This is a genomic window from Pseudoalteromonas luteoviolacea (assembly GCF_001750165.1).
GTDB classification, from domain to species: Bacteria; Pseudomonadota; Gammaproteobacteria; order Enterobacterales; family Alteromonadaceae; genus Pseudoalteromonas; species Pseudoalteromonas luteoviolacea_G.
The window spans coordinates 339,318-363,253 of record NZ_CP015412.1 but is presented as its reverse complement, the minus strand read 5'-3'; the positions used below and the strand labels follow the sequence as shown (position 1 = coordinate 363,253).

22 protein-coding genes are annotated in these 23,936 nt (G+C 38.8%); 9 read left to right on the top strand and 13 right to left on the bottom strand.

The genetic code is table 11. The features are described 5' to 3' along the window. The 9 genes from S4054249_RS22290 to S4054249_RS22250 form a co-directional block, all read right to left on the bottom strand. The gene (locus S4054249_RS22290) at positions 1–876 is read right to left on the bottom strand and encodes an HlyD family secretion protein (protein WP_145925101.1); all 876 of its coding nucleotides are present in this window, start codon (positions 874–876) and stop codon (positions 1–3) included. Then, the gene (gene arsL / locus S4054249_RS22285) at positions 870–2,144 is read right to left on the bottom strand and encodes an arsinothricin biosynthesis radical SAM protein ArsL (RefSeq protein WP_046355994.1); all 1,275 of its coding nucleotides are present in this window, start codon (positions 2,142–2,144) and stop codon (positions 870–872) included. The genes S4054249_RS22290 and arsL overlap by 7 nt, the downstream gene beginning before the upstream one ends. Positions 2,145–2,179: 35 nt before the next feature. Next, the gene (locus tag S4054249_RS22280; RefSeq protein ID WP_046355993.1) at positions 2,180–2,929 is read right to left on the bottom strand and encodes a methyltransferase domain-containing protein; all 750 of its coding nucleotides are present in this window, start codon (positions 2,927–2,929) and stop codon (positions 2,180–2,182) included. A gap of 10 nt (positions 2,930–2,939) precedes the next feature. After that, positions 2,940–3,743 (bottom strand): phosphate ABC transporter ATP-binding protein, encoded by an 804-nt coding sequence (locus S4054249_RS22275; protein ID WP_145925102.1) that lies wholly within the window; start codon positions 3,741–3,743, stop codon positions 2,940–2,942. After that, positions 3,740–4,591: a phosphate ABC transporter permease PstA gene (gene pstA / locus S4054249_RS22270; RefSeq protein WP_046355991.1), complete on the bottom strand. Its 852-nt coding sequence runs from the start codon at positions 4,589–4,591 to the stop codon at positions 3,740–3,742. Before pstA ends, S4054249_RS22275 begins: the two co-directional genes overlap by 4 nt. Next, positions 4,588–5,457, bottom strand: a complete 870-nt coding sequence (locus S4054249_RS22265; protein ID WP_052960950.1) for a PstC family ABC transporter permease — start codon at positions 5,455–5,457, stop codon at positions 4,588–4,590. The genes pstA and S4054249_RS22265 overlap by 4 nt, the downstream gene beginning before the upstream one ends. A gap of 2 nt (positions 5,458–5,459) precedes the next feature. Beyond that, positions 5,460–6,263 carry a phosphate ABC transporter substrate-binding protein gene (locus S4054249_RS22260; RefSeq protein ID WP_046355990.1) on the bottom strand — a complete coding sequence of 268 codons (804 nt, stop codon included), beginning with the start codon at positions 6,261–6,263 and terminating at the stop codon, positions 5,460–5,462. 35 nt (positions 6,264–6,298) lie between these two features. Beyond that, the gene (locus S4054249_RS22255; protein ID WP_052960949.1) at positions 6,299–6,739 is read right to left on the bottom strand and encodes a hypothetical protein; all 441 of its coding nucleotides are present in this window, start codon (positions 6,737–6,739) and stop codon (positions 6,299–6,301) included. Positions 6,740–8,092: 1,353 nt separating this feature from the next. Next, positions 8,093–8,581: a GNAT family N-acetyltransferase gene (locus tag S4054249_RS22250; RefSeq protein ID WP_046355989.1), complete on the bottom strand. Its 489-nt coding sequence runs from the start codon at positions 8,579–8,581 to the stop codon at positions 8,093–8,095. A gap of 579 nt (positions 8,582–9,160) precedes the next feature. Between S4054249_RS22250 and S4054249_RS22245 the strand changes: the two genes are divergently transcribed. Then, on the top strand, positions 9,161–9,712 hold the full coding sequence (locus tag S4054249_RS22245; RefSeq protein WP_046355988.1) for a YkvA family protein: 552 nt from the start codon (positions 9,161–9,163) through the stop codon (positions 9,710–9,712). A gap of 54 nt (positions 9,713–9,766) precedes the next feature. Here the strand turns inward: S4054249_RS22245 and S4054249_RS22240 are convergent, their stop codons facing one another. Then, positions 9,767–11,545 (bottom strand): M61 family metallopeptidase, encoded by a 1,779-nt coding sequence (locus S4054249_RS22240; RefSeq protein ID WP_046355987.1) that lies wholly within the window; start codon positions 11,543–11,545, stop codon positions 9,767–9,769. A gap of 174 nt (positions 11,546–11,719) precedes the next feature. Here S4054249_RS22240 and S4054249_RS22235 point away from each other — a divergent pair, with 174 nt between their 5' ends. The 8 genes from S4054249_RS22235 (at position 11,720) to ilvN (ending at position 21,579) form a co-directional block, all read left to right on the top strand. Then, positions 11,720–13,252 carry a GGDEF domain-containing protein gene (locus S4054249_RS22235; RefSeq protein WP_046355986.1) on the top strand — a complete coding sequence of 511 codons (1,533 nt, stop codon included), beginning with the start codon at positions 11,720–11,722 and terminating at the stop codon, positions 13,250–13,252. Between the two features lie 14 nt (positions 13,253–13,266). Then, positions 13,267–14,610, top strand: a complete 1,344-nt coding sequence (ppnN, locus tag S4054249_RS22230; protein WP_046355985.1) for a nucleotide 5'-monophosphate nucleosidase PpnN — start codon at positions 13,267–13,269, stop codon at positions 14,608–14,610. A gap of 125 nt (positions 14,611–14,735) precedes the next feature. Then, on the top strand, positions 14,736–15,503 hold the full coding sequence (gene xni, locus S4054249_RS22225; protein WP_046355984.1) for a flap endonuclease Xni: 768 nt from the start codon (positions 14,736–14,738) through the stop codon (positions 15,501–15,503). Positions 15,504–15,581: 78 nt separating this feature from the next. Then, positions 15,582–15,977 (top strand): DUF3192 domain-containing protein, encoded by a 396-nt coding sequence (locus S4054249_RS22220; protein WP_046355983.1) that lies wholly within the window; start codon positions 15,582–15,584, stop codon positions 15,975–15,977. Beyond that, complete coding sequence (locus tag S4054249_RS22215) at positions 15,967–17,652, top strand: hypothetical protein (RefSeq protein WP_046355982.1); 1,686 nt, start codon at positions 15,967–15,969, stop codon at positions 17,650–17,652. The genes S4054249_RS22220 and S4054249_RS22215 overlap by 11 nt, the downstream gene beginning before the upstream one ends. Positions 17,653–17,854: 202 nt before the next feature. Next, positions 17,855–18,862, top strand: a complete 1,008-nt coding sequence (locus S4054249_RS22210) for an isocitrate dehydrogenase (protein ID WP_046355981.1) — start codon at positions 17,855–17,857, stop codon at positions 18,860–18,862. A gap of 498 nt (positions 18,863–19,360) precedes the next feature. Beyond that, on the top strand, positions 19,361–21,082 hold the full coding sequence (locus tag S4054249_RS22205; RefSeq protein WP_046355980.1) for an acetolactate synthase 3 large subunit: 1,722 nt from the start codon (positions 19,361–19,363) through the stop codon (positions 21,080–21,082). Next, entirely contained in the window at positions 21,082–21,579 is a 498-nt protein-coding gene (gene ilvN / locus S4054249_RS22200; RefSeq protein ID WP_039610358.1) for an acetolactate synthase small subunit, read from the top strand. Before S4054249_RS22205 ends, ilvN begins: the two co-directional genes overlap by 1 nt. Before the next feature lie 174 nt (positions 21,580–21,753). On the opposite strand, the gene hupB is transcribed toward ilvN, so the two are convergent. From hupB to S4054249_RS22185, 3 genes are all read right to left on the bottom strand, one after another. Beyond that, complete coding sequence (gene hupB, locus S4054249_RS22195) at positions 21,754–22,029, bottom strand: nucleoid-associated protein HU-beta (protein WP_046355979.1); 276 nt, start codon at positions 22,027–22,029, stop codon at positions 21,754–21,756. A gap of 151 nt (positions 22,030–22,180) precedes the next feature. Then, positions 22,181–22,699: a DUF2878 domain-containing protein gene (locus S4054249_RS22190; RefSeq protein ID WP_052960948.1), complete on the bottom strand. Its 519-nt coding sequence runs from the start codon at positions 22,697–22,699 to the stop codon at positions 22,181–22,183. Further along, positions 22,671–23,936, bottom strand: coding sequence for an SAM-dependent methyltransferase (locus S4054249_RS22185; protein WP_046355978.1), 1,266 nt, complete (start codon positions 23,934–23,936; stop codon positions 22,671–22,673). The genes S4054249_RS22190 and S4054249_RS22185 overlap by 29 nt, the downstream gene beginning before the upstream one ends.

Here is a 23,936-nt window from a genome sequence, read left to right as displayed (position 1 = left end):
CTATAATTTTTCTTTTACTACAGAAGGCTTTTCACCATCATTTGGAATGCGATTTGATTCGACAATGACGTTCATATGCGTACCATAAGCGAGCTTAACTCGAGCGTATTGATCATCTAATTTCAAAATATCGACATGAGTCGTCTCAACAACACCTTCATCGTTCAATACGTATACAGCCTTCATACCCTTTCTTAGATAGCTGATGGGTATCTCTGCAACTTCATTAACGGTATTTTCTACCGTCACCTTGGCTACAGCAGAAGACAACTCAAAACCTTTACAGTTTAAAACTCGGCAATTTAGCTCAAACTCAACAATGTAAAATGGATTACTTTGAATCGGACTCACGACATTGTAATCGGTCAAGGTAAAGTGCTGGCTATATTTAGTTTGCGGAAATAGCTCTCCAGAAATAAGCGTTTGTCCTGATTGCAACAAAGCCAGCTCATTGGGAAGCATTTTGACCTCAATTTTGTACTCGTCTAGTGGAACTACATACGCCAACGTTCTGTTCTTTTCTACAAACTGACCTTGCCTTATCTTAGTCTGGATCACTTTAACCTTTCCAAACTCATTATTAATAAGCGCATTTTCAAACCCAGGATCGAGAATTTTTATTTCGTAAAGTGCTGCTTTATCTTCGATTACTTGACCATGAGTTACCGATGCATGTTTTACCAGACCGCTCACATGCGATACGATTTGATACACATCTTTATGCGCTACCATTCCGACAAAACTTCGTGAAGTCTTATTACTGTTCGCACTGATCGCTTTCACAGAAACTTCTAATTTATCTTGTTGATCCGCATAGCAAGGACTAGCAATTACAACTGCTAGTCCAACTGCGCAAGATGTTATTTTAGTTAGCATTTTAAACAGCATCTTTTAAAAACACCTTCTTCTACTGGCGTTAAATTACTAAAATATAAATTGTCTATTTCAGGGTTAGGATGCTTCCAATCGAAGTGAAACTCTTGTTCTTCCAACTCGAGGGGCTGAGTAGATTCTCGGTTAAGTAATGGCGATCCTTTATACAATTTTAAGCGTGTTTCATACTGGATAGGATCAATGATATCCGCAAGGTCATTACGAACAACAAACTGTTGGAACTGTGATAACTCTTCCTTATCAATCCAAGGGTTATACATAATAAATGTTGGATTGAGCTTTATATTTGCTTTGTTACAAATTTCGATAGCACGCTCGATATCTTCTACAGTGATATCTTTTGCGACTATGTCTAAAACATTTTGAGTAGGAAACTCTAATGCAGATGTAATAAATTTAACATTGCACGCACTTAATACAGGGATCAAATCTTCCAGATCAAGAATAAAATCCACCCTTGTCGTAAAGTCGAAAGTCAATTGAGGAAACTTTTCGTGCAGGGTCTGTATTAGCTCAACATTTCTTCGCTTAGCATTGAAAAAATCCGCATCCATGAAGGTTAAGTGATCCATCCCTTGAGCGACCATTTGCTCAATATCATCAACAATATACTGCTCATCAACCTTCACCACTTTAGTATCGTAAGCGGCAAAAACCGAACAGTATGTACATTTATGAATGCACCCTCTAGATGTTTCTAAACCACCTACAACCGCGCTTCTTTCGAGTAACTTTTCTACTTGCGGTTGTGGGTATTTAGACAATGGTGGTGCATAAGAGCGAAGTGGCATTCGAATGTTTTTTCTCGTAATGAGCGGATTAGGGATTGATCCGAGTTCCGCCATTTCGCGCGTACAAATACCCGCTAGGTCCAGCTCTTTACCTAATACCAAGTGATTAGCTAGACTCACAATTGGTTTCTCCCACTCTCCAACTATCGTGAAATCAACATAAGTTTGACTTAAGCGTTGCGGGTTAAGCGTCGCATATTGTCCAAATGCAATCAAAATTGCACTCGGGTTAAGTTCCTTAATTTGCTGAATAAGTTGAACGCCAGACTCAAGTGAATCGAACAATGGCATTGACACAGCAATTACAGTCGCAGCTTTAATTTTATCTTCATCAACACCATCAACATAAACATCTAATAACGTCGGGCTAAATCCCTCCGCTACCAAGGAAGTCGTTGCTGCTAGTGCAGAGATGGGTTGATAACCACCTTCGAAGGTGGACACAATTAGAATATTCATTTCTACCTCAAAAACTTTACTCAAAAATGTTTATGTCAACAACAAGATGACCCTGAACAACAGCTTTCACTATTTACATTACTAACGCTATTTTTACGTGTATTGCGAACTGCTCTAATAACTTTTAACTGCTCAGTACCACAGCAGTTTGATTGCTCAAATTGCTGATTAAAAAAGTTAATACTTTCAAAATCCGCACTAGATAAGATTCGCTCGTACTGCTCAATGTTTTTCTCAAGCATGGAACTACCAGAAGGCGTCAACATAAAAAGGACTCCTTTATCATTAAGTACCCTTGAAGCCTCATGAAAAAGTTCAATAATCTGGAAATGAGTCAATTGGCCAAGGTCGACGCTTGAAAAAAGGACATCAATAGAATGAGAAACGACTACTGGATTGTTGTTAAAATACTCAACACTACGGTGTGTAAATGCAGAGAAATCGCTGAAACTCTCCATTTTAAGGCGTTTGAATAGCGTTGACTGGCGGTATACATCTGTTCTGAGATCATGGTTTTGTCCGTGATAAAAATACATATTGTCATAACCTAGATCGTCAGCAACATCCCCCATCATGCCGTAAACATCTCTTAAAACAGCCGGATCGCTTTCAATGCCAATAACTTTCCCACCAGCACCAACTAATTTGGCAACTTTAAAAGCTAAGTGACCATCACTACACCCCAAATGTAGAAAGCGATTATTCTTATTAAGTGATAAATCAAATATATTCATCAATTCTCGCGTTAACGAATCGCCTAGCAGTATAGATAAACTGTTTTTCATTACTTGCCTCTTAAGAAATTAATCCTGTTAAATACTCTCTTGAAACTGCAGTTGTAGGTGCAGAAAATAAAGTGTGGGCTTCCCCTCTTTCAGCTAAATACCCAACTTCATCTTCGGTCCAAAACACGCAGCAGTTATCAGCTATTCGCTTTGCTTGCGCTAGATTATGAGTTACCACGATAATTGAAATTTCTTTTTTTAATTCAATAAGTAACTCTTCAATTGCTTTGGAAGAATATGGATCTAATGCACTACACGGCTCATCTAGAAGTAGAATTTCTGGCTCTAGTGCCAAAGCACGCGCAATACAAAGTCGCTGTTGTTGCCCACCCGATAGCGCGAGTGCAGAGTCATCTAATCGACTTTTTACATCATTCCAAAGCCCTACTTTCTCTAGTGCGGTTTGCATTTTTTGATAACGTACGTGTTTGTCACCAATACCATGATGCTTTAAAGGGAACTCAATGTTTTTCCTAATTGAAAGTGGAAATGGTTGTGGCATTTGGAATATGGTGCCAACGGTCCTTCTCAGCTGAACTTTATTTAAACGACGAACACCTTTCATCGGTGTTTTTGAGGCAATACAGATCTCTCCATCAAATGTACAATTTTGATAATCGCAGTTAATAGCATTAATCACATTTAATACACTTGACTTTCCACAACCAGAAGGCCCGACAAATGCCGTTATTTTATTTTTCTCTATATTGAGATTTATATTTTTTACTTTTTTCTCGCCTGAATAGAAAACATTAACATTAGATAGAACTATTGCATCATGTTGCTTTTCACACATTCTTATATTAAGGCTCACTGCATTATTCCTTCCATTTTTATATATAACCTTTGGAGCATATATAAAATAAAATTAAAGCTCATAACAATCGCAATAAGTACAATCGCCGAAGCATATACGTTGTGATCTGCTCCTGACACATTCATTGATAAATCAAATATATGAACAGATATACTTCTACCAGAATCCATAACCGATTCGGGAGTACGGGTGACATAACCTGCGGTATACAATAGAGCAGCGGTTTCTGCTAAGGCTCTACATATACTCAGCATAATTGTGAGAAAGATTCCCTTTGATGCCATTGGAATAACTAACTTTTTAATGCTGCCTAGTTTAGATAACCCCAATGCACAGGCGGAGTACCTAATCCTATCTTCAACATCTTTAAAAGATTCAATACACCCAGTTATAAATAGGGGTAAAACCATTAATGCCAGTGTTAATCCACCAGACAGTACCGAGAACCCCATACCAAGTTGGACACAAAAGAATTGATTTCCCATCAACCCAAATACAATCGAAGGGGTAGACGCTAGAATATCGAGTACAAAATATAAGAACTTGGATAACTTTGAGCTCTTATTTATATACTCAGAAATCAAAATAGATGCGCCCAACCCAATAGGTAAAGCAACAACAACACAAATAAAAAGAATCAACAGAGTAGACACTATAATGCTAAAAATGCCACCCTCTCTCCCTCCCATCTGGGGCACTTCGGAAAGAAAACCTAATGAAAGGTGTTCCACTCCACCAGCAACAATTGACACCGCCATATGCGAAAACATAATCAAGCAAACGATAAAAGCTGCGCTACACAGCATGTAGTTATGTAACTTTAAGTTCAGTTTTGAGATACTCATCGTGCAACCCCTATACGGGCGAGTGCCAACCTAGCTGTAGACAGAAAAACAATAAAAACCAATAAGATAAACCCACTAAAGAACAATGCAGAGCGATGTTCATCTACTGCGTATGCCATTTCCAAAGCTATGTTTGCGGTCAAAGTACGCACAGGGTCAAAAATTGAGTCAGGAACAGCCACTACATTACCTGTCACCATGGTGACAACCATGGTTTCTCCTATCACACGGCCAAAGCCCAGAATAGATAGAGAGAAAATAGCAGATAACTGGTTGGTCACATACAAAGGCCAAATCGCAGAATACTCGGTAATACCTAGTGCTGAGACCTGTTGTTGATGCTTTTTACGAACAGTTTCTAACTGAGATTTGAATAAGGCGATCAACAAGGGCGCAACCATCATTGCCAACACAATTTGTCCAGCAAATAAACTTGCTCCAGGTGATTTGATCTGGTTTATAAAGGGAACAATATAAACCATGCCCCAAAAACCATAAAAAACTGAGGGCAAAGCAGCGACAACAACAACGAATAGGTGAACTACATGCTGAAGTTTATTTGGCAAATAAAATACAATATAGATTGCGACTAACAAGCATAAGGGCACTGCAAGAACCATAGCCCCAACACTCACTAAAATTGACCCCATTAGCATGGGCACTAAACTCAGCTCACCATCAAGCGGAAACCAACCCTGCTCAAACGACATAAGTTGTTTGATTCCAATGTTACTAATAGCGAGCATAGAATTATTTGCTAGCAAACTGAAAATCAAAGCCACACTCACTGCAATGCATATGACTGCAATAAACATCCAAGTGTACCAAGTAGCTGTAAACAGCTTTGCTCGTCCGGCAAACATCATATTTATTCCGCTGGAACGAAGTTGAACGCTTCTATTAAACTGCTCTGGTGCAAAGAAAATTTAATAAATTTGTTTGCCGAGTCCGTCTCATTCCCGGAAGTGACCAAGTTTAATTCTCGGGTCATAGGGTACGTACGCTTGCGGACATTCTCCAAAGAAGGTATGTGGCCGTCAGCAGAAATTAGTTTGATTGGGGCTCCATTCTCAGCTCGATATTTCGCAGCGCCTATAGACACATAGCCAATTGCGAACTTATTTGACTCTACGGCCTTTATTCCTTGCTCGTTATCACCAATTACTATGTCAGCTTTTATTTTTGAATGCTTAATGCCTAAATATGCTAGGAATAATTCAAGAGTAGATCTTCCTGCCGCCTTAGAAATAACGACAATTTCTTCTTCTGGACCACCTAACATTTTCCAATTGTTTATTTTGCCGGTGTATATATCTATGATCTGTTTCTTGGTTAAATTACTCAGCGAGTTGCTACTGTGAGTAATTAAACTAATCCCATCAAACCCCAAAGTATAAGATTTGAGATCTTGCTCGGATTGTTTTAAAGCTCTCGATACCATACCGATATCACTCAACCCGCTTCTTGTGTCCATAACCCCCTTGCTAGAACCACCGGTTTGAACGTCAACAAGTACTTTACTTTGTTGCTGTTCATATACTCTCGCTATTTCTTGTATTACCGGAGAAACCGTTGAAGACCCCGTAATAAGCAGCTTTTGCTTATCATTGGCACTGGCTAAATTAGCACTCATCATGAGTGCCGTATAAAATATTATGCTTCTTATTTTCATTATTATTCCTTTGTGCAACAATCAAACGCTAAGAGTTAAGCAAGCGTTGGCTTTTCTGCTTGTGCAAAATAGTCATTTATTTGGCTAAGCGGCTCATTATCTCTAAGCATTTCCAGCAACTTAGGAAGCGACTCATAAAGATAGTTACCTACCTCAGCAAAAAACTTAGTTGATTCTTGTTCAGAGCTATTGGGAACAGCAGGATCCGGGAGAATCAATCTCAGTACCTGTGCTTTAAAATTAGGTAAAGGACAGACGTCATCAATTGCGCCACCACACACTGCAACAACCAAATCATCCTCTTTTAGTTCAAAAGGTAATTGCTCTAAAGATTTAGAAGTAAGGCCTTCGGTAGGAATTCTCTTTGAGTCTAAAAACCCAAGTGCATACTTGTTAACCATTCCAGATGATTTGCTACCCGCGCTATAGACGGAGAATTCATTTGGATTCAGATAATTAAATATTGATTCAGCCATTATACTTCTGGCGCTATTAGCGGTACAAAGAAAAACTATGTTCCTAGTTGACATGTTCAAAATTCCTTTCTCTTTATTGTTAGTTAACAAAAACAAAACAAAGCACAATGCACCAAATTAGTGCATATAAAACAATGAATAAAATATTTCTTTAAGGTACTAACTTGGTGAAAAATGTTCCAACAACCAAAACAAAAAATCAACATATGTTAACTTGAAAAAAATTCACGTTACCATGAAAGCTACGAAATAAGCGGCATTTGCGGGTTGAAATTTAACAAAACAAAATATTTATTTAATGAAAAATATTCGAAATAGTGAAAAAACCAAAGAACATAACGCTAAAAATAAATTAAATTACAAATAAACGGGGTAAAATCCATGAACTCACAAAAAACCAGATTTTAATAAGTATGTAATAAAAAAACGTTAAGATCAGTTCACAAACCAGTGGGGAAATAATTAACAAAATAAATGATGAGATTTTTTGTGGCTAACAACAATTGCCCATCGTGTGAATTAAATAAGCATTTGGTATAGCGCTAGTTCCAAAAACAGCAACTAATCAATGTGTAGAATTTCTGGGCTAAAACCAGTTTAATAACACTTTATTTACAAATGGGGGTTTACACTCATAGTAAGATCGAAGATACTCACATAGTTATATTAAAAAACAGAATTTCCCAATTTAGGTTAGACTCTACAATTCCCCCACCAGCGCTAAACATGAAAAACAAGTGTCGTCGACAATAATTTCAATCTCGTTTTGAGGACCAAGCAGGCCAGCGCAAACGTTAACTTCGAATTAGCGATACCGATATATATGCCGAAGAACTTAACAAGTCTTAATATTATTTAGAAAGCAAAACAGTATTGATGATAAACATTTATCAAAAACATAGTCTCACTATGGAGTAAGCTATACACCTAGCAAGGGAGGCATGAATAAATACGCAGTGCCTGTTTTCGCCCTCTCAAGGGCGCATCCCACAAGTAAATATGCTCGAAGTAATAAGCTATTTGCCTTGATTAGACACCCATTGGTCCGCCTTCATTTATACAATTGTTTGCACCTTTAAATAACTGTGCGAATGGGCCATTTCCGTAAGTAGCCCAAATTAAGGTTAACGGTGACTATCTAGTTACCTTAAACAATTGGATTTAGGCTGCGATGATATCGCAATAAGAGATTATGGGTGCCCCTATATGCATTTTCCGTAAACGATTTTAACGCCTAGAGACATAGCGAATTAAAATATATTTGATAATTTCACGGCAAATTAGCTGCTTAAAAACAGTTAAAATGGTTCATAATGCTTAATTGACCGAAGGAAGGTGCATATATTAGCCTCTCTATACACCAACAGCTTTACTGCGCCTTTCCATAAGCACAACGTCACGCCAAATTTCATGCATTTTGCCAAGCTTTTCACGAACACCCACTTGACGAAATCCATTTTTCTTATGTAGAGCTATACTGGCTTGGTTTTCAGGAAAAATAGCCGCTTGTAACATCCAAATATTGTGAACTTCTGCCTCCTGAATCAGCCGTGATAATAATTTTTGACCTAAACCTTTTCCCTGAGCTTCGCTTGCAATATAAATACTCACTTCAACAACCCCAGAATATACCGCTCGACCTGATACTGGAGAGAGTCCAGCCCAACCTACAACTTGACTACCTTCAATAGCAACAAGGCGACAACGTTCTAACAATGAACTATTCCATTCATCCCAATCTTTCGCTTTCTCTTGGAATGTTGCATTACCTGTATCAATCCCTTGCTGGTAAATTTCTTTAACCGAATGGAAGTCACTTTCATCAAATTCTCGAATAATCACTGTATCTCCGTGGGCAACTAATAACCTTAATTATCGAGCGACTGGGCCATTTTTATACCGAGAGCGCCTCGTTTTCATGCACTGTATACTTTTACCACTGATCCTAACTAATTGCTATAACATGCTTTCAGTGATTAAGTTGAGATAAAAATGAGCTACTTTGTCTATTTCCTCACAATAAGAAAAAGTATACGTAAACATCCTAAAATAAAGACGAATGAGATCTACACTTCGCTCAAGTTTTGTGAAAACTGGCAAAGCATGGATCCTGAAACGACAACGCACGAAACAGCAAGTCTAGTCGTACTTTCATCAAACCTAAAATCAGCGATGATTTAACATTTATAAAAGTAAACATTAAAAATTTAGCACATTGGGCTGCCAAAAATGGCTTCTTTTACTAAGATATTTATAAGGTTGAACACTACACACTCAACTTTTGACTTTTTTTCAATTATTGTTAATTTGAACTTAAATTAGTGATGATTTAATGGCATAGTGTCGTAACTATAGTGGGTAATCACATGCGGTGTATTACCCAACGGATATAAAAATAAACAAGTGCGTAAGGGAGAAATAATGTCCATCCAAGTAAATTTTGAACTCACTGATATTGATTTAGAACACTTTCGTTCTATGATGCAATCTGCGATCGAACGAAGTACCCATTTGAGTGAAGAAGAAATTATCACTAAAGCGCGCGAACTTGTCGAGCAAATGGAAGGGACCAATGTGCCTGAGTTTGTTAGAACAAGAATGATGTCGCTTTCAGCGCTTATTGATGCAGTTCAAGATGATGAGTGGCAAATGCCAGAAGATGAAAAGAAAGAAATTATGCTTTCTTTGGCTTATTTTGGTGAACCTGAAGATATTGTCCCAGACAATGTGCCTGTGCTTGGCTACATTGATGATGCCATTATGATTGAATTAGTTTTACAAGACTTATCTTTAGACCTAAAAGCATATCGTGAATTCTGCGGGTTCAGAGCAACTGAAGAAGCTAGACGTGGCGAGCATGCAAAAGTAAACCGTGAAAGTTGGTTAGCAAGCACTCGAGCACAAATCCGCTCTTCTATGCGCAGAAATCGTTCAGGTTCAAAAGGCTCTCGTTTCTTCTCTCGTATTATGTAATCGCCTTTGATGTACATTAAAATGCGATAAAGGGAGCATGGCGCTCCCTTTTAGTTATCTTGCATTTGGGTGAGCCACACCTAGCCAAGCTTTGTAAAGTTTAGCTTGTCTTACTGATGGCCGCTCAATAGCTCTGATATACTTATCTCTACTCGCTTTTCCAGATAGTTTAATATCAGTTTTCATAAGTTTATGTCGACGAATAAAGGTAACTTCTACTGTTTGTTGTGCACTAAATAAAGACAATGTATGAGCTAGATCTTTCCTAACATGCTGGTGATCGATTGCCACTATCTTATCGCCAACGGTCAATCCAGCAAGCCAGGCACTGCCGCCTCTGGCAACGTGCGTTAACTCTAACATTTGGCCAACACTCTTAGCAGTTCCATCAATACTGGCAACTGTTATCGTGCCAGACGGATAGACATGTTCTAAACCTACTTTTTCAAATAGCTTGTCAAAATCAATGATGGCAGGTTTTTCGACATACTTATCCCACCACGCAACATAACTATGACCGCTTATTTGTTTGAGGATCCGTTTGACATCTTCACTATTAAACGAGTTTGGTAGTTTATGCTGAGTATATAACTCACGGTGAACATCTCGATAGCTCACCTTACCGTCACTTTTATCAATAAGATCAATATCTAGTACCATTGACACTAATGCACCCTCTAAATAAATGTTAGTACTATAGTTTTTTCCGTGATCACCACCTTGGTTAATCCATTTGTCAAAGCTCGTATCCGCGACCGACTGCACCTCTCGGCCTGGGGTGGTTAAATGGCGGTTTAGTGTTCTCGTCAAAGACTTGTAAAACTCATGATTAGTTATAATGCCGGCACTTAACAACAAAAAGTGTTCCAAATAGCTTGTTGACCCTTCGACTAACCACAGCAAGTCACTATAGTTAATATCGACATAATCATAGGGAACTAACCCATCCGGTCGATAGTGCTTTACGTTCCAAATATGAATAAACTCGTGAGCTGCTGTTGAAATAAAACCAAGATAATCATCTCTAGATGCGAAGCTATCTCTATGCCTCTGAATTATGGTTGAATTTAGATGCTCTGTTGCCCCCCTTGCTCCATCCGTCGCGTGTACCATAAATACATATCGCTCATACGGATAATCATGCCAGATTAAACTACCTGTTTTAACCAGCTTTTTTAAATCTCGGATCATCAGGTCAACATCATAATTACCCTCCCCCCAAATAACCAATTCATAATCTCGGCCATCAACCGAGTACGTGTGTAACTCATTGATACCGGTTTCTATTGGGGAATCAAGCAAGACATCATAATTTGCTGCTTTAAAGCTGTGTTTTGTGTCAGCAAAATCCATTCCTGATACGGAGCGCCAATCGCTGGGTACACTCAAGCTGACTTTAACAGGCTCTTGTCTAAAAGAATCACTGAACATAAAAAAACCTGAAGCATCTATGAATGCATGGCTGTCATCTATATGCCGAGATCTAAGCGCTAACTCATTAGCATAAACTTGATAAGAGACAGAAACTTGTGCTGGCGCATCTAAATGCACTCGCCAAGTATTTTTATCAATTTTGTCCCATTTTAAGGTTTTACCTTGCGGTGTCTTAGCAGAAAAAAATCGAATACCATTGGCCATATCGAGTATTTCGTATCGGCCCGTCCGCCAATCGGGCAACATCACGTCAACATAAGATTGCGCAGACTTAGGAAAAGTAATTTCAACATTACCAAGGTGATGCTCAGGCTCTGTAATAGCAAGTCTGTATTCTACATCCGCAAAAGAAAGTGTACTAAAAAGCACCAACGAGGCCAGCGAGAGATTTTTTTTCATATCATAAAAAATTAAATAGTTTTCTTAAAATTAGCAAAATTCCTTATACTTGAGTTAATAAATTCGTTAAAGCTACATGATAAAAAGCCAAGTTGAGCATTAAATTCTCCCACATTTTTCAGTAATTTGATGTAAACTTGCAATTGATATAGTAAAAAAAGATGTTGGATTTTTGTGACTGATAAAACTGCACTATTGGAAAAAAAACTCTCTCAAGCTATTTCAGCAAGAAAAGCTTTAGAAGAGGCAAAAAAGACACAAGTTTCGATGCTATCTGATTTCGCGACCCGCCTTTCTTTTAGCTGTCGAGGACAAGATGTTGCGTTAGATAATCAACTTGCAAAATTTCGCAGTGCTTTGAATAAAGGCATGGAAATAGAACAGATCACCCCACTAATCGAAACAGCCATCTTACAATTAAAGCAGCAAGAAACTGTTTATGAAGCTAACGAGCGAGCGTTAACAACACACATTCAGTCTGCTGGAAAACAATTACAAAAATTAAAAGGCTTACCAGACGACACAAGGCGTAAATTACGACACCTACTCGACCATGAACTTGGCGATATCAAAGCAATCTCTGAGTTTATCCCTTTACTCGAAAAAGTGTTGCAATTTTACATGCAGACTTTACAAGCCAAGGCTGCACCTGAGTTCAGTTCATCACAAAACAACCCAGAGTTAGCCATCGAATTATTATCTCTGACTAATGAATTGGTCTTTGAAGAAGATGTTTCAGAAAAGATAAAACAAATAAAACAAAGCTTGTCTTCTGATGACTCAATTGATTCATTACTTGATAACGCCGTCAATATTATTCGAATTTTTGCAAAGTCAATTGCCAGAGAGCGTCAGTCTGCTCAAGGGTTTTTAGTTTCTTTAAATCAGACACTTGAAGAGCTGCACAAGTCAATTGTAGAGACAACTAGCCAATCAAAGTCAGTTAACCAAGAAGTGTCCGCTCTAAACAAGCGCATTGAAGAAAAAATCTCGACACTCAACACTCAAACTCAGCAAGCCACTTCGATCACTGAGTTAAAGCAGCTCGTTGATAATGAATTAAAAGAGCTAAGTAAAGATCTCATCGAAAGAGAGAATATTGAACGACGCGATAAAGAAGTTTTACTGCAAAGCTTCGACAAAATAAATGACCGCATCAATCTACTAGAAACAAAAGTAACAAATTACAAAAAACGTTTGAATGAGCAAAAATTCAAAAGCTTACTTGATGGTCTAACCAAGCTTCCTAACCGCGCAGCGTTTGATGACAGATATAACCAAGAATTTCACCTTTTTGAAGTTCACAATAGTGACGTGACACTCGTCGTAATCGATGTCGATCACTTTAAATCAATTAATGATAAATATGGTCATAGTGCCGGCGACAAAACATTACAGGTCATCGCTCGCGCACTGAAAAAATCAATACGAAAAGCAGATTTTATAGCCCGTTATGGTGGTGAGGAGTTTGTTTTATTGATGCCAGGGATGCCATTGAGCTCAGCACAGAGTCCGCTTGAAAAAATACGTAATACTGTTAAATCGATCCCCTTTAAATTTAAAGACAAAGAAGTACAAATTACGATTTCGCTGGGCGCGACACAACTTAAAAAGGGCGATACAACATTGTCTGCATTTGACCGTGCTGACAATGCCTTGTATGACGCCAAAAACTCAGGTAGAGATAAACTTTGCATTAGAGAATAACATGGAGAATGCCTATGCATGTACAGCTAAACCCCACTGGAGTTCTTAATTTATTATCACAATTAGAAGTAGACTTACTACAACAGTCTTCAACTTTCGAGAGATATCAATTATTTAGAAACTGCGTTTTAGCGGTACTGAACGTAGGCAGTCACACAGATTCAAGTTATGAGATTTATAAAAAGTTTGAAGATTTTAATGTCAAATTAGTCGCTCGCGAGCGTGGCATAAAGATCGAATTAACGAACCCTCCCGAGTCTGCTTTTGTCGATGGCACCATCATAAATGGTATCCACGAACATATTTTTTCTGTCATTCGTGACATTTTATTCATATGCCAACGCCATCAAGATACGCTCGTTGATCCTAAAGAAATTACCCATATGGTGTTCGATATGCTTCGAAATGCTGACGCTTTAGAGGTAAACACTGACCCTAATATGGTGGTCTGCTGGGGAGGGCACTCAATTAATGAGCAAGAATACAAATATACGAAAGAGGTAGGCTATCAACTTGGTCTGAGAGGGTTGAATATCTGTACTGGGTGCGGACCTGGCGCGATGAAAGGCCCAATGAAAGGTGCCACAATAGGCCATGCTAAGCAACGTATAACCAGCAACCGTTATTTAGGTCTCACTGAACCAAGCATAATTGCAGCTGAGCCACCCAACCCCATTGTTAATGAACTGGTTATATTGCCAGACATAGAAAAGCGACTTGAAGCCTTTGTTAGAACAGCACATGCGATTATCATTTTCCCTGGCGGTGCTGGTACCTCAGAAGAGTTACTCTATTTACTCGGTATTTTGCTGCATCCAGAGAATAACAAGCAAGTTCTACCTGTAATACTAACAGGTCCCGCTTCAAGTGCCGATTACTTTGACGAAATCGCGATGTTTGTTGAAAAAACACTTGGCAAAGAAGCACTCAAAAAGTTTGAAATTATCATTGATGACCCAGAGCGTGTGGCAAAACACATTAAGTCTGAAATGCCAAATGTCAGAGAATACAGAAAGTCAGAAGGTGATGCGTACTACTTTAACTGGACATTAAAAATAGAAGAGCCTTTTCAAATGCCATTCGAACCAACGCATGAAAACATGGCATCATTAAATCTACATTTAGATCAACCAAAAGAAATATTGGCGGCAAATTTAAGACGCGCGTTTTCAGGTATTGTTGCAGGTAACGTTAAAGACAATGGCGTCAAAGCCATTAAACAGAATGGACCCTATATTCTCGAAGGTGATAAATCCCTGATGTCAGATATGGATAAACTATTGCAAGCATTTGTCAGTCAAGGACGTATGAAGCTTCCAGGCAGCAAATATACTCCATGCTATAAAATTCAAGCTTAGTGTTAATTGAATCGACACAATTTACATTTTTAATGAAAACAAAACATTGTGGGGCGATGAACTCTCATTGCCCCTCTGATATAATCCGCTTTATTCTGAACTCTTTATGTTAATTTTGTTTATATATGGCTCATTTATTACTCATAGACGCACTAAACCTAATACGTCGTATTTATGCCGTTGATTGCGAGCAAGCTGGTTTAAATGATGAGCAAATTATTAAAAGCTGTTCCCAAAGAGTTAAAAATGCTTCTCGTAAATTATTGAAAATTACTCAGGCTACTCATGCCATTGCCGTTTTTGATGGCGATAAAAGTTGGCGATATCACCTTTACTCAGACTACAAAGCAACGAGAAAACCTATGCCTAACGAGCTTAAGGTCAATCTAGAAAATGTTGCTTCAGCGTTTACGGATAACAATGTTAAAGCCTATTTCCCAACGCAAGATGAGGCAGATGATATTCTTGCGACACTTGCGTTCAAAGCCTCAAATCATGGTGTTGCCTCAACCATAGTGTCCACCGATAAGGGGTTTTTACCGCTCATTAGCGAACACATCAAAATTTACGATTATTTTAAGCAGCAGGCCATATCAGCAGATGATGTGGAGAATAAATTCTCTATAGATAAAAGTAAACTCCATGATTTTTGGGGATTAATGGGCGATAAGACCAACGATATTCCGGGCGTGAAGGGGGTTGGGAAAAAGACCGCTATTGAAGTACTAAGTCAATTTGATTCGGTAGAACAAGCACTGGCACATCCGGAATTATCATCACCTGTGAGAAAGAAAATCGAGTCTGACATAGACAATTTCATTTTAAGTAAATCATTGGTTGCCTTAAGAACAGACATTGAGGTGGGTTTTACGCTCAAAGAGCTTCGGCTCTAGTTATTGCGTTAAACTCAAATTACTTGTTATAGATACAAGCTTCGGATAGTCTTACCCTGCTCTTTTCAGGTGACTTAAATGATAAAAAAAGTTCTACAATATATATTTCTAGGCCTCGCAGTATACGCTGGCATTGTCTATCTTGTTATCAACTTTTATAAAGATGATCCAAGAGCAATGCTTTGGAAAGATCGCGAAGCATTTAATAAGAGGTTCATTAGCAAACTAAAACCAGATACGCAAATGAACTTAGAAACAGTATTGGACAACCTCGGCAGCCCCGACCTTACTTATGTAAAGTCTGATGAAGATACCGTTTTTCAAATCGTATATTACAGAACACAACTGATGAAACCAGATGGTATAACCACACAAGACGAGTGTACCGGTTTATTGTTTAAAAATGGTCAGCTAATATTATGGGGTGCTGGTGCCATTGTAGCCTACGAGAAAGCGCTCAAGAATGACAAATAATAAAGATGTATCAAAACAACTTCATGAATTAGTGAATAAAACAGAGCAAACCCTAAGGCTTTATTACAATAAACAAAAATGGCCTAGTATCTTCCCCACGCTTGCTGAACTCGCGCAACTGTATGCAGAAACCTATCAAAACACACCAAACGCGCTACACAGTTATTTAACATTACATTTTAAACAACTTTCCCCTACTACAAACTTGATAGTAAAAAAATGCATATTAGTTTGTATTATTTCTCAAGGGCAGGGTTATTCATATAGGATTCGTCAGGAACTGCTTGTGGCATGTCTCGCAAGCTTCTTATGCGTAAAAAATGAAAGTGATAAACTACTGACTGCGAAACCGTTAACGGACCAAGGAAAAAAGATCTGGAAAATTAGGTATCAACTTGCGGTGAAAGTACTCCAGCATGGAGGCTCAGTAAACAAACAAGCTGCACGCATGATGTCTAGGCTCTCCCCCTATTGCGATACATTGAAAAGTAAGCGACTGTCCCCGCTATATGACAACATCACGCTCATCGTTGCTATTGCGCAAATCATTGCGACTGCTTTGGTTCAAAAACCAAAGCCCAACGCACTCGCATATGCAGTAAAGAAGCTCTATCTAGCTAGCCAAAATGACTTTGTTCGAGATACATTAAATAAGTTAGCAACACAATTTAGTCATTACCCTGTGGGCTGTAGTGCCCAATACAAGGGACAACATGCCTTACTACTGCAAAAGAATGAAAAAAACCAGATAATTTGTACATTCAAAGATCATAAAATAGACCGACTCGTCAAGACACAACAAAGACTCAACTTTGAATTTACGCCTATCAGCAGCGCAGATAAACATCTATTATTTAAAGTTTGGAGTCATATTGAATCTCAGCCGCTCGAATTGAGCCCAGACGGGTTTGATGCAACCTACTCAGTAATTGATAAACTTGGACAAAACAGCTTTAGTAGCTTTAGAGCAATTGAGAAAACCATTGCACCATTTCCATATATAGAGCAAGCTCTTCAGCAAGCAGCAAAACAGTACAATAGAGAATCACAAAAAGGCGCTAATACCCGCCACTGTTTAACTATGGTAGGCTTAAATACAGCTAGCCTTTTATGCCAAAGGGTGCTTATAGAACAAGTGATTTCACAACTAAAGCACCCTTTTGCAGTCGACATTTGGCATAAATACCAACAGCTTTCTTTAATACTCGCTACCCTAACCAAACAAGCCTATGGCCAAGCATATGAAAGTATACTATCACCAATTAGTGCAGTGATTGCTTTTATGCTTAAACATCATGACATAGATATAAAACGATTTACTTGTGTCAGCACGCAAAGTGATACTGCGACCCCCTACTCATTAGCAAGATTATTTGGCTTTTTAGAATTCAGCTCCGACAAGTTAGATGATTATTTCGCTCATCATTTTGATAACAGTGAGCCACATCGTGCTTTTAAACAGTCAGAGCGAGAAAAAAACAATTCGTTAAGCGAAGAAGCTAAGACATTTGTTGCTATCAAAGTACTTTCGATGATGTGGAGTAGTGCCTACTTTCAACCTACGGCATGGCAACGTCTTGTTTTAGAAAACCAAATAAAAAAGTTTGGTTGGGAAAGTGAAGAGCAGTTACACAGGGCGATTCTCGAGCTTTCGCTTCACAGCATGATTGAATAATATTTATTCTATAAATGTTAAATATACCAAACATAATTCTAATTTATGTCTTTTTATCATTCCTTGCTGGAATATCTATGAATAAATTGCTATAAAACGCGCTTAATTTTTCAAGCGAACACACACTTTTTATTTGATTGACTACAATAAACAAGTCCTTCTTTAATCTTGTGTACAATTTATTTTGATAAAGGAAAACTAAATGGCTAAGCAAACAGTTACCGTTATTCGTGGTGATGGTATCGGTCCAAGCATCATCGACTCAGCAATTGAAATCTTAAACGCAGCAGGCTGTGACTTCGAATACAAATACGTTGACGCAGGTCTTGCAGCGCTAGAAAAAACAGGTGAGCTTCTTCCACCTGAAACTCTAGAAGCAATCGAGCGTAACAAGCTTACATTAAAGGGTCCTTTAACAACGCCAGTGGGCGAAGGCTTTACATCTATCAATGTTACTTTACGTAAGCAATTCGGCTTGTATGCTAACGTTCGCCCAGTTAAATCTTTCGAAGGCACTCAAGCGCGTTATGAAAACATCGACATTATCACAGTACGTGAAAATACGCAGGGTATGTACTCTGGCCTTGGTCAAGTAACGTCTGAAGATGGTACTGAAGCTGAAGCAATGTCAAAAATCACTCGTGAGGGTGCAGAAAAAATTGTCACTTTCGCTTATGAACTTGCACAACGTGAAGGTCGTAAAAAAGTCACTGCCGTTCATAAGGCAAACATCCTTAAATCAACTTCTGGCCTATTCCTTAAAGTTGCACGCGAAGTTGGTGAGAGATTCCCTGATATCGAATCAGCAGAAATGATCGTTGATGCTACGTGTATGAAACTAGTTATGAACCCTGATGAGTTTGATGTTGTTGTAACAACAAACTTATTCGGTGACATCATCTCTGATCTATGTGCTGGACTTGTTGGTGGTTTAGGTATGGCACCAGGTGCAAACATTGGTGAAAACGCAGCAATTTTTGAAGCGGTACACGGTAGTGCACCTGATATCGCTGGTAAAAACCTAGCTAACCCTACATCTGTTATCCTAGCGTCTATTCAAATGCTTGAGTACTTAGATATGGGTGACACTGCAGAGCGTATCCGCAGCGCAGTTGCTGATGTAATCAAATCTGGCGACCGTACAACCCGTGACCTTGGTGGTAACCACGGCACTACTGACTTCACACAAGCTGTGATCGAGCGTCTTTAATTTTAAGACTTATGAGATAGTGCGCCCTGCACTATCTCTGTTTATTATTTACTGACTTCCCTGATAGACCCCTGCTTTAAAAGTTTCAAACTCTTTTTTCATTACTGCTGAGCTTTGCACGATTTTTTGTCAATATCGCCTTAATAAAACGCGACTTTTTGTTCCTTATTCCAAAATATTAGCACCGCTAAATTACGCATAATTCACTGTTTTTATAAAATGAAATACTACATTTCAAATTTATCAACGCAAAATAGGGATATATTATGCGCATTAATGGATGGCTCGCTTGACAGAAACATCAATTGCCCTTTAAATAAACAGTGTTTAAATAATTTAGCAGATTTGAAATGACTTTAGTTAAGCTTGTACAAATGGTTCTCGTGGTGGTCTTATTATTAAGTCCATAGGGGCCTGTGTGAGTGTACGCTTTCATCGACCCCGCCAATCAGCGGGGTTTTTTTATGCCAAGATTTAACTTGGCTGAGGAATGAGGTAATGAATGAGCAATTTAACGGCTCCGAGTTAGTTGTAAAGGCGCTGAGCGATTTAGAAGTAGAGTTTATCTTTGGATATCCAGGCGGTTCTGTTTTAGACCTATATGATGCCCTGTTTGAACAAAGTGATGTAGAGCATATTCTCGTTCGTCATGAGCAAGCCGCTACGCATATGGCAGATGGGTATTCTCGTGCAACTGGCAAAACAGGTGTTGTACTTGCCACATCTGGCCCCGGAGCTACAAATTGCATTACTGGGATAGCAACCGCTTATATGGATTCGATCCCCATGGTTGTACTTTCAGGACAAGTACCATCAAACTTGATTGGTGATGACGCGTTTCAAGAAACCGATATTGTTGGATGCTCAAGGCCAATCGTAAAACATAGTTTTAACTGCAGACACGCTGAAGAGATACCGGCTATTTTAGCGAAAGCTTTTTATCTAGCAGGTTCGGGCAGGCCTGGACCTGTGGTTGTAGAGTTACCTAAAGATGTTTTAAACCCTCAAATTAGATTTAACTATACCATGCCTAAACAATTAGACATGAGAACCTATAACCCCAATAAAAAGGGGCACACTAAGCAAATTAAAAAAGCGGTCGAAGCAATTTTACAAGCGAAGAAGCTGGTTATTTATTCTGGCGGCGGAATTATACTTTCCAATACGTCGGAGAAACTGACGGAGCTTGTCGAAAAACTGAATGCCCCCATCACCAACACCCTGATGGGCTTAGGGGGGATCAGTGGCAGCCATCCAAACTTTATTGGCATGTTAGGTATGCACGGCTCTCTAGAAGCAAACAAAGCAATGGCCAATGCCGATACAATATTGGCGCTAGGAGCAAGGTTTGACGACCGCGTAACAAACAATGTAAGTAAATTTTGCCCAAATGCAAAAATTGTCCATGTTGATGTTGACCCCACGTCAATTTCAAAAACGATTCAGGCACATATTCCTGTCGTTGGTTGTTTAGACACAGTGCTTTCACAACTGCTAGAAGGCATTAACAATAGCAATATTGCTATTGATCGCAGTGCACAGGAAGTTTGGTGGAAAGACATAACCCAGTGGCGAGCGCAAAAGTGTTTGGATTTTAAAACTGATGCTGACAAGATCAAGCCACAAACCGTTATTCAAAAGTTATATGACGTCACACATGGCAATGCATATATTACCTCTGATGTTGGTCAGCACCAAATGTTCGCAGCGCAATATTACCCATTTAAAAACCCTCGCCAATGGATCAACTCAGGCGGCCTTGGCACGATGGGTTTTGGGCTTCCCGCTGCGATGGGCGTCAAGGTCGCTTTTCCTCAGGATGAAGTTGTATGCGTAACGGGAGATGGTTCTATCCAAATGAATATTCAAGAACTCTCTACCTGTCTACAGTATGGACTGAATGTTAAGGTAGTCTCTCTTAATAACCGCTCCTTGGGCATGGTGAGACAGTGGCAGGACATGCTATACGATGGTCGTCACTCAAGCTCATACATGGAGTCTCTGCCAGACTTTGTTGCTCTTGCAGAAAGCTATGGGCATATCGGGATCCGTGTTGACCACCCTGATGAACTTGATAGCGCACTTAAAAAGGCATTTTCAATCAACGATCGCCTTGTATTTTTAGATATTAGAGTTGATGAAAGCGAGCATGTTTACCCGATGCAAATAAAACATGGTGCCATTGATGAAATGTGGTTGAAAAAAGGAGTAAAAGTATAATGCGGCGTATATTAGCGATTTTATTAGAAAATGAACCTGGTGCACTCTCTCGTATCGTTGGCCTTTTTTCTCAAAGAGCATACAACATCGATAGTTTAACAGTTGGTACAACGGATGATAAGACCTTGTCTCGTATCACTATTACAACACATGGTGATGATAGAGTGGTTGAGCAAATCACTAAGCAAGTCAATAAACTTGTCGATGTGCTTAAAGTGTTTGATCTAACAGAAATCAATCACATTGAAAGAGAGCTTTTAATGGTAAAAGTCTTTACCAGAAATGAAGCAATGAGAGCCGCTGTGACACGTGTTAGTGATGTATTTGGTGCCTCAATCGTCGATATGGGCAAACAAAGCTACACTCTACAATTAGCAAGTAGCACGGATAAAATAGAAAGCTTTCTTGATATGTTGCGTCATGAAAGTGATTTAATTGAATTAGTTAGGTCAGGCGCGGTGGGTATAGGCCGAGGTGATAAAGCACTTAAAAGCTAATAAACACCACCCAATACTGTGAGCGGCGCCGTTCACAGTAGAACAAATTTTTGACTACACAAGCAGGTCAAACAAACTACAAATTCCAATTAAAAATAAAAAAAGAGCCATCAGGCTCTTTTTTTATTTACAGATTTGAGTCTTAAACTCAAACTGAATGTATTCATCACTGAATTACAGGTTAACTTGATCCTTTAGACCTTTACCCGCTTTGAAGCTTGGGATATTAGCAGCTGGGATTTGGATTTCTGCGCCAGTCTGCGGGTTACGACCTGTACGTGCTGCACGCTCTTTCACAGAGAAAGTACCAAAACCAACTAGTGCTACTGAGTCGCCATCTTTTAGAGCTTCAGTTACAGCACTAGTTAAAGCATCTAATGCACGGCCAGCTGCCGTCTTAGAGATATCAGCGTCGTTCGCGATCTTTTCAACTAGTTGAGCTTTGTTCATTTTAAAAATTCCTATATTTTTTATTTTCTGCCGGAGCAAATTCTATGTTTATTCATTTTAAGCATTAGTGCAAGCCAAAATTGAACTATATTCGAAATTAATCTGACAAATTGTACTTGCACCACATGCATTTAGCTAAAAAAGGAACGAATTAGCTTATTACCTCATCATTCCGTCTTATGTGCGATTGTGCGTCTAGCCAGCGCAAACACTCAAAACCAATAAACCATATTGCGCCATAGATAATCCAAAATAGCCATAACGGTTCAAGCGTGCTCAATACACCAGCCTTTGAACCCGCGTAATAGCTACCGGGCGTGCACAACCAAACAATAGGCGCTCTAAACTTTATTGGCAAATGAAAAAGCTTATTTAATGACTCTCTAAATGAAAATAATAATGCAATCCACAGCATGACCAACCAAATAGGAATTAAGGCTGTACCGTAATTAATAACACCTACAGTGACAGCTATTATCTCTATCGATAAACCAACTGATAAGCCAACAAGCACAAATTTAAAATCTCTACCTTTATGCGCACTCAGTAAAAACATCAGTGCAATGGTAGTAGCAACTGGTAATAAGGCGTTCTCTTTTAAAAAAAAGACAGAAAACCAAGCTAACTGAAACAATACAAAGTTAGTAACGACAGAATACTTTTTCATCATCGCTTAAATACCTTGGTTTTCTAGCGACCAGATGCACAGCGCTGGTCGCTCTTTGTTTAAACCCACCTTCACAATAACACAGGTAGAATTCCCAAAGGCGATAAAAGCGCTGATCAAATTTTTGATTATCTAACGATGGCCATGCTTTATCAAAGCGTTCTCGCCAATCAAACAATGTTTTGGCATAGTGTAAGCCGATATCTTTGACAGAATGGACGACTAAATCTGTACTGCTACATATTTGCTTACTCATCTCAGTGATTGATGGCAAGCAGCCACCTGGAAAAATATATTGTTGAATGAAATCAGAATTTTTTAAATAATGGTGATAACGCTGACATGCAATCGTGATAGCTTGTATCAACATGACGCCATTAGGCTTAAGCAAGCTGCTGCACTTTTCAAAAAAACCGGACAGGTATTCATGACCAACAGCCTCAATCATCTCAATAGACACGAGTTTATCAAACTTACCATTCAATTCTCGGTAGTCATCTTTAAGTAGCGTAATTTGGTCCTGTAAGCCAAGCTCAATAATCTTCTCTCTGACATACGCATGCTGTTCTTCAGAAATAGTGGTAGTGGTAACTTTGCACCCATAATTTAGAGCGGCATATATTGCAAATGCTCCCCACCCTGTCCCAATCTCAATAACATGGTCAGTTCTTTGTAAATCTACCTGTTCACATATTTCTTTGAGTTTATGTTGCTGAGCCTGCTCCAGTGATGCGTTATGAGTTGGATACACCGCGCTAGAGTACAGCATTTCTTCACTAAGAAATGAACTGTATAAATCATTGCCTAAATCATAATGCGCAACAATATTTTTCTTTGAGCCAGATTTTGTGTTTCGATTTTTAAAATGCGTTATTTTGTTAAATAAACCAGAAACCAAGGCAAACTTCTTTTCAAATGCATCAAGCACATCTTGATTTACCACAAATATCTCAATCAATTTAGTTAAATCAGAACAGGACCACTGCCCTTCAATATAAGACTCTCCTGCACCAACGCTGCCGCCTAATGCAAATTTGTTATACATTTGGCTAGATTCTACATGAATGACGGTACTATCTAAGCTGTTTTCATCGCCGAAGATATATTCTTGGCTTCCGTCGATAAGCTTAATTTGTCCCCAAGTGATTTGTTCTAACGCTTTTAACACCAATGCTTTACACATTTTAGTTAAAAAACTGTCATTGCTCTCACTGCTATAGGATTGTGTCGTTTTTTCCAT

Excerpts from the sequence above, each read along its gene's own strand:
- S4054249_RS22290 (WP_145925101.1), bottom strand. The coding sequence starts at position 876 with ATGCTAACTAAAATAACATCTTGCGCAGTTGGACTAGCAGTTGTAATT.
- arsL (WP_046355994.1), bottom strand. The coding sequence starts at position 2,144 with ATGAATATTCTAATTGTGTCCACCTTCGAAGGTGGTTATCAACCCATC.
- S4054249_RS22280 (WP_046355993.1), bottom strand. The coding sequence starts at position 2,929 with ATGAAAAACAGTTTATCTATACTGCTAGGCGATTCGTTAACGCGAGAA.
- pstA (WP_046355991.1), bottom strand. The coding sequence starts at position 4,591 with ATGAGTATCTCAAAACTGAACTTAAAGTTACATAACTACATGCTGTGT.
- S4054249_RS22265 (WP_052960950.1), bottom strand. The coding sequence starts at position 5,457 with ATGATGTTTGCCGGACGAGCAAAGCTGTTTACAGCTACTTGGTACACT.
- S4054249_RS22260 (WP_046355990.1), bottom strand. The coding sequence starts at position 6,263 with ATGAAAATAAGAAGCATAATATTTTATACGGCACTCATGATGAGTGCT.
- S4054249_RS22255 (WP_052960949.1), bottom strand. The coding sequence starts at position 6,739 with ATGGCTGAATCAATATTTAATTATCTGAATCCAAATGAATTCTCCGTC.
- S4054249_RS22245 (WP_046355988.1), top strand. The coding sequence starts at position 9,161 with ATGTCCATCCAAGTAAATTTTGAACTCACTGATATTGATTTAGAACAC.
- S4054249_RS22240 (WP_046355987.1), bottom strand. The coding sequence starts at position 11,545 with ATGAAAAAAAATCTCTCGCTGGCCTCGTTGGTGCTTTTTAGTACACTT.
- ppnN (WP_046355985.1), top strand. The coding sequence starts at position 13,267 with ATGCATGTACAGCTAAACCCCACTGGAGTTCTTAATTTATTATCACAA.
- xni (WP_046355984.1), top strand. The coding sequence starts at position 14,736 with ATGGCTCATTTATTACTCATAGACGCACTAAACCTAATACGTCGTATT.
- S4054249_RS22220 (WP_046355983.1), top strand. The coding sequence starts at position 15,582 with ATGATAAAAAAAGTTCTACAATATATATTTCTAGGCCTCGCAGTATAC.
- S4054249_RS22215 (WP_046355982.1), top strand. The coding sequence starts at position 15,967 with ATGACAAATAATAAAGATGTATCAAAACAACTTCATGAATTAGTGAAT.
- S4054249_RS22210 (WP_046355981.1), top strand. The coding sequence starts at position 17,855 with ATGGCTAAGCAAACAGTTACCGTTATTCGTGGTGATGGTATCGGTCCA.
- S4054249_RS22205 (WP_046355980.1), top strand. The coding sequence starts at position 19,361 with ATGAATGAGCAATTTAACGGCTCCGAGTTAGTTGTAAAGGCGCTGAGC.
- ilvN (WP_039610358.1), top strand. The coding sequence starts at position 21,082 with ATGCGGCGTATATTAGCGATTTTATTAGAAAATGAACCTGGTGCACTC.
- hupB (WP_046355979.1), bottom strand. The coding sequence starts at position 22,029 with ATGAACAAAGCTCAACTAGTTGAAAAGATCGCGAACGACGCTGATATC.
- S4054249_RS22190 (WP_052960948.1), bottom strand. The coding sequence starts at position 22,699 with ATGATGAAAAAGTATTCTGTCGTTACTAACTTTGTATTGTTTCAGTTA.
- S4054249_RS22185 (WP_046355978.1), bottom strand. The coding sequence starts at position 23,936 with ATGGAAAAAACGACACAATCCTATAGCAGTGAGAGCAATGACAGTTTT.